The organism is Selenomonas sp. FC4001, from assembly GCF_000701565.1.
GTDB classification, from domain to species: domain Bacteria; phylum Bacillota; class Negativicutes; order Selenomonadales; family Selenomonadaceae; genus Selenomonas_A; species Selenomonas_A ruminantium_B.
Map to the genome: position 1 here is coordinate 99,771 of NZ_JNJF01000014.1, position 6,922 is coordinate 106,692.

At 52.5% G+C, this 6,922-nt stretch carries 5 protein-coding genes and 1 rRNA gene; 2 read left to right on the forward strand and 4 right to left on the reverse strand.

Features of this window, described 5'->3' with window-relative positions; all coding sequences use genetic code 11:
• Positions 1-53: 53 nt before the first annotated feature.
• From T320_RS07520 to T320_RS07535, 4 genes are read right to left on the reverse strand one after another with little or no spacing between them, the layout of a single operon-like run.
• A complete protein-coding gene (locus T320_RS07520) occupies positions 54-1,616 on the reverse strand; it encodes an amino acid ABC transporter ATP-binding/permease protein (RefSeq protein ID WP_037354478.1) in 1,563 nt (520 codons plus the stop codon).
• On the reverse strand, positions 1,610-3,259 hold the full coding sequence (cydD, locus tag T320_RS07525; RefSeq protein WP_051608659.1) for a thiol reductant ABC exporter subunit CydD: 1,650 nt from the start codon (positions 3,257-3,259) through the stop codon (positions 1,610-1,612). Before cydD ends, T320_RS07520 begins: the two co-directional genes overlap by 7 nt.
• Positions 3,260-3,290: 31 nt before the next feature.
• Positions 3,291-4,301 carry a cytochrome d ubiquinol oxidase subunit II gene (gene cydB / locus T320_RS07530; RefSeq protein ID WP_037354481.1) on the reverse strand — a complete coding sequence of 337 codons (1,011 nt, stop codon included), beginning with the start codon at positions 4,299-4,301 and terminating at the stop codon, positions 3,291-3,293.
• Positions 4,301-5,668 (reverse strand): cytochrome ubiquinol oxidase subunit I, encoded by a 1,368-nt coding sequence (locus tag T320_RS07535; protein ID WP_037354483.1) that lies wholly within the window; start codon positions 5,666-5,668, stop codon positions 4,301-4,303. Before T320_RS07535 ends, cydB begins: the two co-directional genes overlap by 1 nt.
• A 166-nt stretch (positions 5,669-5,834) precedes the next feature.
• Here T320_RS07535 and T320_RS07540 point away from each other — a divergent pair, with 166 nt between their 5' ends.
• Both T320_RS07540 and T320_RS07545 read left to right on the forward strand, forming a co-directional pair.
• Complete coding sequence (locus tag T320_RS07540) at positions 5,835-6,065, forward strand: hypothetical protein (protein ID WP_026760365.1); 231 nt, start codon at positions 5,835-5,837, stop codon at positions 6,063-6,065.
• A 365-nt stretch (positions 6,066-6,430) separates the two neighbouring features.
• Positions 6,431-6,922, forward strand: a 16S ribosomal RNA gene (locus T320_RS07545); the annotation flags it as partial.

Genomic DNA, 6,922 nt, shown 5'->3' on the forward strand with positions numbered 1-6,922 from the left:
TTGTATTTTACCATAGGCAAGGGGAAAAACCAATATTTAGTTTGGGTCAAAGCTTATGGGCCCAGGCGGATGACCTGCTCGAAGCGATGCAGCTGGGGCAGGTCATGGGTGATGAGGAGGACGGTTTGACTTGTCAAATTTGACTTGTCAATTATGGCGGTTAGCAGACGGTCAGCAGTTGACTTGTCAAGTCCAGCGGTAGGCTCGTCAAAGAGCAGGATGGGGGAGGAACTGACTAGAATCAGGGCGCTTGCTAAGCGGTTGCGTTCGCCGCCGGACAGAAAGCAGGCATTTTCCCCTAGCGGGGTGTCGATGCCTTGGGGAAGCTGGCTGATGACAGAGCTCAATTGCGCACACTGCAAAGCCTTATGCATATCATCTTCAAGGATGCCGGGATGCAGCCGCAGGAAGTTTTCCCGGATGGAGCCGGAGAAGAGAAAGCTGCCCTGTGGAATGGCACAGACTGATGGCAGGGAAGTTTCCTTATAGCAAATAGTTCCCGCCGTGGGCTGCCAGAGTCCGGCCAGCAGATAAGCCAAGGTGGTCTTGCCGCTGCCGCTGTCACCGATGATGGCGGTATGACAACCGGGGGCCACGGAAAAAGTCAGGCCGGAGAAAATTGGCAGGCTTTGCGGATAGCTAAAGGTCAGCGCCGAAACGGTCAGCAGGTCAGCAGCCGCTGATGTTGCCGCTACGTTTTTTTCTGTGGGTAAAGGTTTTTCCTGCAGCCAGTCTGCGGCATTCTGCGCTTGACGGAACTGCCGCAGGGCAGAGGGAAGTGCTGATAACTCATTAAAGAGGGCCAGCAGGACCAACAGCCAGAGTGACATGGTGACGCCGCTTAAAAGATTTTGATTTACCTTTCCAATCAGCAGGGCAAAGAGAAAGACAAAGCTCATAAAGCGCAACAGGCTGAGCAGCAGGTCGATTCTGTCGCTTTGGCGGTTATCGCTTAGCAGCTGCTTCTGCCAGTTGGCGGCGGAATGGTCGAGTTTGCGGGCGGCAATATCCAAACTGCTAGCCATTTGCATTTCATGGCTGCCCTGCGCGAAATCCAGCAGTTGGCTGCGGTAAGGGCTGCTGTGTTCTGCATTTGATGGAGACAGCCAAAGAGGAAGGCAGTGGCAAAGGCAGAGTACAGGCAGTACAAGGACATAATAGGAGAGCAGGGGCATGAGCAGCGCCGTGGTGAGCAATGTTGCAAGACAGATGGCCACGGGAGAAATCAGCCCCCGCAGCAGAAAGTCCCGCAGGATATCCGCTTTTGTCAGCAGGTCGTTGAGGATGGTTCCCTGCGTTTGGCCTGCTTGCGGGATGTTTGCCTGTGCATTTATCACATCGTAGAGACGCAGCCGCAGGCTGCCCAGAACAGCAAAGGCTGTTTTGTGGGTGAAGTAACGCTCGCCATAACGGAGCAAAGCACGGCCAATGCCCAGCGCCCGGACAGCGGTGATGCCCAAGGTCAGCGCATAAAGGGGCGGCAGGAGTGCGGCGGAGCTAATCAGCCAGGCGGCAGAGCCTAAGAGGCCGAGATTGGCAAGCAGGGCAAAGAGACTCAGGCTGAGCAGCAGGCAGATTTCGACGGGATGGAGAAGAGAAAAGATTTTCCTTAGCATGCGCCTGCCTCCTTTGCTGAATGTTCGGAGAGATGGATTGTTTTATCGGCTAGTTCCAGTACGGCCGGATGATGGCTGCTGATGAGCATGGTGCGGCCCTTTGCCAATACAGACAAGGTGTGGATGATGGCCTGCTCTGCAGTTTCATCCAGTCCGGAGGTCGGCTCGTCGAGCAGCATTACCGGCTTGTTTTGGAGAATCAGCCGGGCAAGTCCCAGCCGTTTTAGCTGTCCCTGCGAAAGTTTTTGGCCGCCATCGCCCAGACACGTGTCCAATCCTTGCGGCAGGCCATGGAAAAAATCTTCCAGCTGTGCCAGACGCAGAGCCTGAATACAGCGCTCGTCAGGAGCCTGCTGAAAGAGCAGGAGATTTTCTCTGAGCGTTCCTTGATAGAGATGGGGCGCTTGCGGCAGGTAGCCGATAAGTTTTTCGCGGCTGCTTGGATGCATGGTGTGAAGAAGCTGGTCTTCCAGATAGATTTGTCCCGCGGAAGGGAGATATATGCCTGCCAGCAGGGTGAGCAGGGTGGTCTTGCCGCAGCCGCTGCTGCCAGTGAGTACGGTAATTTGTCGCGCAGGCACTTGAAGACTGAGATTTTCAAGTACAGGCGTATGGCGCTGAGGATAGGTAAAGGAGAGCTGCTGGATGGTGATGGCGGGCGGGACGGGCAGTGAGGCATGGCGTTCATGAAGCTTTTTGGCATCCGTATCAGCCAGTGCCTGCCGGATTTTTTCGGCAGCGGTGTTGGTGTTCATGGCGGTGTGAAAGGCGGTGCCGCTTTGGCGCAGGGGACGATAGAATTCCGGCAGCAGAAGCAGCAGGAAAAAGCCTGTGGCAAAGGTCAGTTCAGCGTTTAACATGCGCAGACCGATGGTTACCGCAATCAGGGCAATGGCCAGCGTGGTGATAAGTTCCAGTACAAAACTGGCCAGAAAGGCCAGCTCCAGTACATGCATGGTCGCAGTGGAAAAATCCTGAATCAGCTGGCTGGCTGTTTTGCGCTGCGCGTCTGCCTGGCGGAAGATTTTCAGCAGGGGCAGGGTGCAGATGAGTTCGTGAAAGCCATAAGTGAGCTCGGCAAGTCTCTGCCAGGCCTCGTCACTGCGCTTTTTGGTCAGGCTGCTAAGCAGATAGAGCAGGAAAGGGGCAATGGGCAGGGTGACTAGGCAGATGATAGCGGTCAGAAAATCGCTGCAGGCAAAGACCATCAGCAGGAAGGGAACATCCACCACGAGCGCCATAAGCGTGGGCAGAAGAATTTGCCAGTCATCATCGAGTGTATCGATACTTTCGCAGGCCAGAGTCAGAAGTTTGGGACTGTCCTCAGGTGCCTGGGGCTGGGCAAGCATGTGGCGGTGCAGTTTTTTCCGCAGCTGCTGGCGGCAGTGCAGGGAGGTTTTACGCAGCCAGCCCTTTTGCAGATACAGGATGATTTCCCGTAAAAAGAACAGCAAAAGCAGCACCAGCAAAACTGGTGCTGCTTCCTGTAACGTGTTTTGTTTCAGAAAGACAGAATCGGTTATAGAGGCCAGAACTTTCATGGCGGCAGCATAAAGGCCAACGCAGGCCAGCTGGGCCAGGACAAGCAACAGCAGCGTCTTTTTGTATGTTTGGAAGTAGAGCTTAAAGCGTGGTGGAATCATAACTGCCTTTCTGTATCATGCGTCACGTTGTTTAGTGGTGAACAGGATCATCGGCACAGAGCCGTTTGCGGAAGATGTAGTAAGTCCAAATCTGATAGACGAGGACGATGGGCACCAGCACGAAGGCAGCCACGGTCATGATGGATAAGGTGTACTCCGTGGATGAAGCGTTGGTGATGGTGAGACTCCAGTCCGGATTGAGACTCGACACCATGAGACGGGGAAACATTCCGGTAAAGAAGCCAACGGTCACGCTGGCAATGGCCAATGCACCGAGGATAAAGCTGCTCTTGTCCGGCTTTTTGGCAAAGCGGCAAAGGCTCGCGAGGAAGAATACTGCCGTGGCGAGGAAAAGTCCCAAAGCGCAGGGGCGGGCCAACAGGTCGGTGTTTTCCATGGTCAGCAGCAGATAGAGCACATAGGCCATAACGGCTGAGCCACCGGCGCATTTACCCAGACCTTGAATCTTGTAGAGCAGGCCCTTATCGGTGAGGCGCAGCTGCAGGAAGGAGGCGCCATGATAGGCAAAGACCAGCACAAAGACCAGACCGCCTAAGATGGAGTAAAGGCTTAGCAAATCAAAGAAATTGCCCTGATAAATCATATTCGAACCAATGGGCAGGCCTGCCGCTAAATCCGTTACCGCCACACCCCAGAGGAAGGCCGGTACGATACTGCCGATAAAGATGGCGGCATCCCAGGTCTTTTGCCAGCAGGGGCATTTTTCCTTCGTGCGCAGTTCAAAGGCAACGCCGCGGAGAATCAGGGCAACGAGCATCAGGAAGAGCGCCAGATAAAAGGTACTGAACATGGTGGCGTATACATGCGGGAAGGCGGCAAAGAGTGCGCCGCCGGCCGTAATCATCCAGACTTCATTGCCATCCCACACAGGGCCGATGGTGCGCAGGATGAGCGTGCGGTCTTCCTCGCGCTTGCTCACAAAGGGAGCCAGCATACCTACGCCGTAGTCAAAGCCTTCCAAAAAGAAGAAGCCCGTAAAGAGTACGGTGATTAGGATAAACCAAATAACCTGATAATCCATCATACGTCCCTCCCTTCAGCAGGAATGGAAGTTTTCTTGATAAAACGCACGGCCACGTAAAGTGCGGCAACAATGAGAACCAGATAAAGCAGTGTGAAGCCTGCCATGGTCAGGAAGACTTCCAGACTAGTGATGTTTTGGGAAAGGCCTTCCGCAGTTTTTTGCAGGCCGACAACGAGCCAGGGCTGACGGCCGCCTTCGGTCACAAACCAGCCGGCGGTATTAGCCAGGAAAGGCAGTGGCAGAGTCAGCGGCAGATATTTTAGCAGCCAGGGATATTGTTCCAGCCGGTTCAGGTGCGTCAGCGCGCCGACGGCAAAAGCAATCAGCAGCATAGCGCCGCCACAGCCTACCATGATGCGGAAGCTCCAGAACATGCCAAAGACATCAGGGCGATAGTCACCGTTGCCGTATTTGGCGGCCATTTCGGCATTGATGGTGTTGATGCCTTTGACTTCGCCTTCCGGTTTATTGTAGAGCATGAAGGAAAAGAGCGCCGGAATCTTGATTTCACAGTCGTTTTTACTCTCGTACTGATTGACAACGGCTGCCACAGCAAAGGGGGCCGGATTTTCATTTTCCCAAAGAGCTTCCATCGAGGCCAGCTTCATGGGATTGGCTTCGGCCAGATATTGCGTATGCATATGACCGCTGCCCATAACGCCCAGTACACCGACAGCCAGATAGATGGCCCCGGCTTTCAGCACATGGCGAAAGACATCATGAGAGGCTTTGTCATGGACATACTTCCAAGCGGCTACGGCCAGTACCAGTAAGCCTGCGGTGGAAATGCCGGAGAACAGGGCATGGGAATATTCGCCGACCACATAGGGATTGGTAATCAGGGCGAGAAAATCGTTCATCTCAGCGCGGCCGTTCTGTACCACATAGCCCACCGGATGCTGCATAAAGGAATTGGCCACGAGAATCCAAAAGGCAGATAAATTGCTGCCAATGGCAATCAGCCAGGCGCAGAGGCAATGAACTTTCGGTGACAGCTTATCCCAGCCGAACATCCAAATGCCGAGGAAGGTGGACTCCAGGAAAAAAGCCGTCAGTGCTTCCAAAGCCAAAGGCGCACCAAAGATGTCGCCCATAAAGCGGGAATATTCCGACCAGTTCATGCCGAAATGAAACTCCTGCACGATACCGGTGACTACGCCCAGACTGAAATTAATCAGGAACAGGGTGCCGAAAAATTTCACCAACTGGCGGCAGGGCTCCTTCCAATGAGGCCGCTGGGTGCGCACGTAGCACGTTTCCAATAGAGCAACCCAGATGGTGAGCCCCAAGGTCAGCGGCACAAATAGGAAGTGGTAGATGGTCGTAATGGCAAACTGCCATCGCGACAACAGCAAAGCATCCATACAAATCCCTCCTAACTCATATGATAATTTCTATATAGTGGGTGTATTCGTTATGTATGGCCCTATTCCCTTTTTATGGAGAAAAAAGTTCTGCTAAGCGGCAGGTATTCAGCGGGAAATCAAGAATATAAGCAAAAAGGATGATTATGATAGGGAGGACAAACTTATGGATGATGTAAAACGTCCCGTGCGGGAAGCACTGCAGCAGTTAGAGCAGATGAAAATGATGGAAAGCAGCTATGCGGAGGTCAACAAGTACCAGAGCCTTATTAACCTCTTTGCCAACCTCAGCTATGCCTGTGAACTCATGGCCGACGAAATCGGTGAAAGAACCGGGAAAAAGACGGATGAGGTCCTGGCCGAATACTACGAACGAGCCGGTATCAGTGTGGATTAATTGCTTCCCGCAAGCCGCTTAAAGCAGCTTGCGGGAACTTTTTTTATTTTTTTTGCAAAAAACTGTTGACAGGGGATAATAAAGCGTGTAATATAATACGAGTCGCGAGGGCACAGCCCCTTCAAGATGATTGTTCTTTGAAAACTAAACAATGCAAGTAATCATGCAACATGATTAAAGCCAGATGTTTGAGAAGTAAAAACTTCTTAATTAAAACATCGATTGGTATGAACAACATAGCAATCGGCAATTTCTTTTAAGCAGCGAACAGCGACTTTAGTCGCTTGTGAGTCGCTTGCGCAAATTGCGAATAGCAATTTGTGAACCTTAAAGTAATTGAGAGCCATATCGGCTTTTCATAAAATTTTATGGAGAGTTTGATCCTGGCTCAGGACGAACGCTGGCGGCGTGCTTAACACATGCAAGTCGAACGAGCAGATTTTCAGCACTGAATGCTTGAGGCATTAACTTCGAGCGTCGTGACGACGAAGTCGTCACCACACCTTTTATTAGTGCTTAACTTAACTGGACAGTTGAGTGGAAATCGAGCATTGAGTGCTGGAAAGATGCGAGTGGCAAACGGGTGAGTAACGCGTAGACAACCTGCCGCAAAGATGGGGACAACAGTCCGAAAGGACTGCTAATACCGAATGTTGTCAGATTCCCGCATGGGAGACTGATTAAAGATGGCCTCTACTTGTAAGCTATCGCTTTGCGATGGGTCTGCGTCTGATTAGCTAGTTGGTGGGGTAACGGCCTACCAAGGCGACGATCAGTAGCCGGTCTGAGAGGATGAACGGCCACATTGGAACTGAGACACGGTCCAGACTCCTACGGGAGGCAGCAGTGGGGAATCT

Excerpts from the sequence above, each read along its gene's own strand:
- T320_RS07535 (WP_037354483.1), bottom strand. The coding sequence starts at position 5,668 with ATGGATGCTTTGCTGTTGTCGCGATGGCAGTTTGCCATTACGACCATC.
- cydB (WP_037354481.1), bottom strand. The coding sequence starts at position 4,301 with ATGGATTATCAGGTTATTTGGTTTATCCTAATCACCGTACTCTTTACG.
- cydD (WP_051608659.1), bottom strand. The coding sequence starts at position 3,259 with ATGATTCCACCACGCTTTAAGCTCTACTTCCAAACATACAAAAAGACG.
- T320_RS07540 (WP_026760365.1), top strand. The coding sequence starts at position 5,835 with ATGGATGATGTAAAACGTCCCGTGCGGGAAGCACTGCAGCAGTTAGAG.
- T320_RS07520 (WP_037354478.1), bottom strand. The coding sequence starts at position 1,616 with ATGCTAAGGAAAATCTTTTCTCTTCTCCATCCCGTCGAAATCTGCCTG.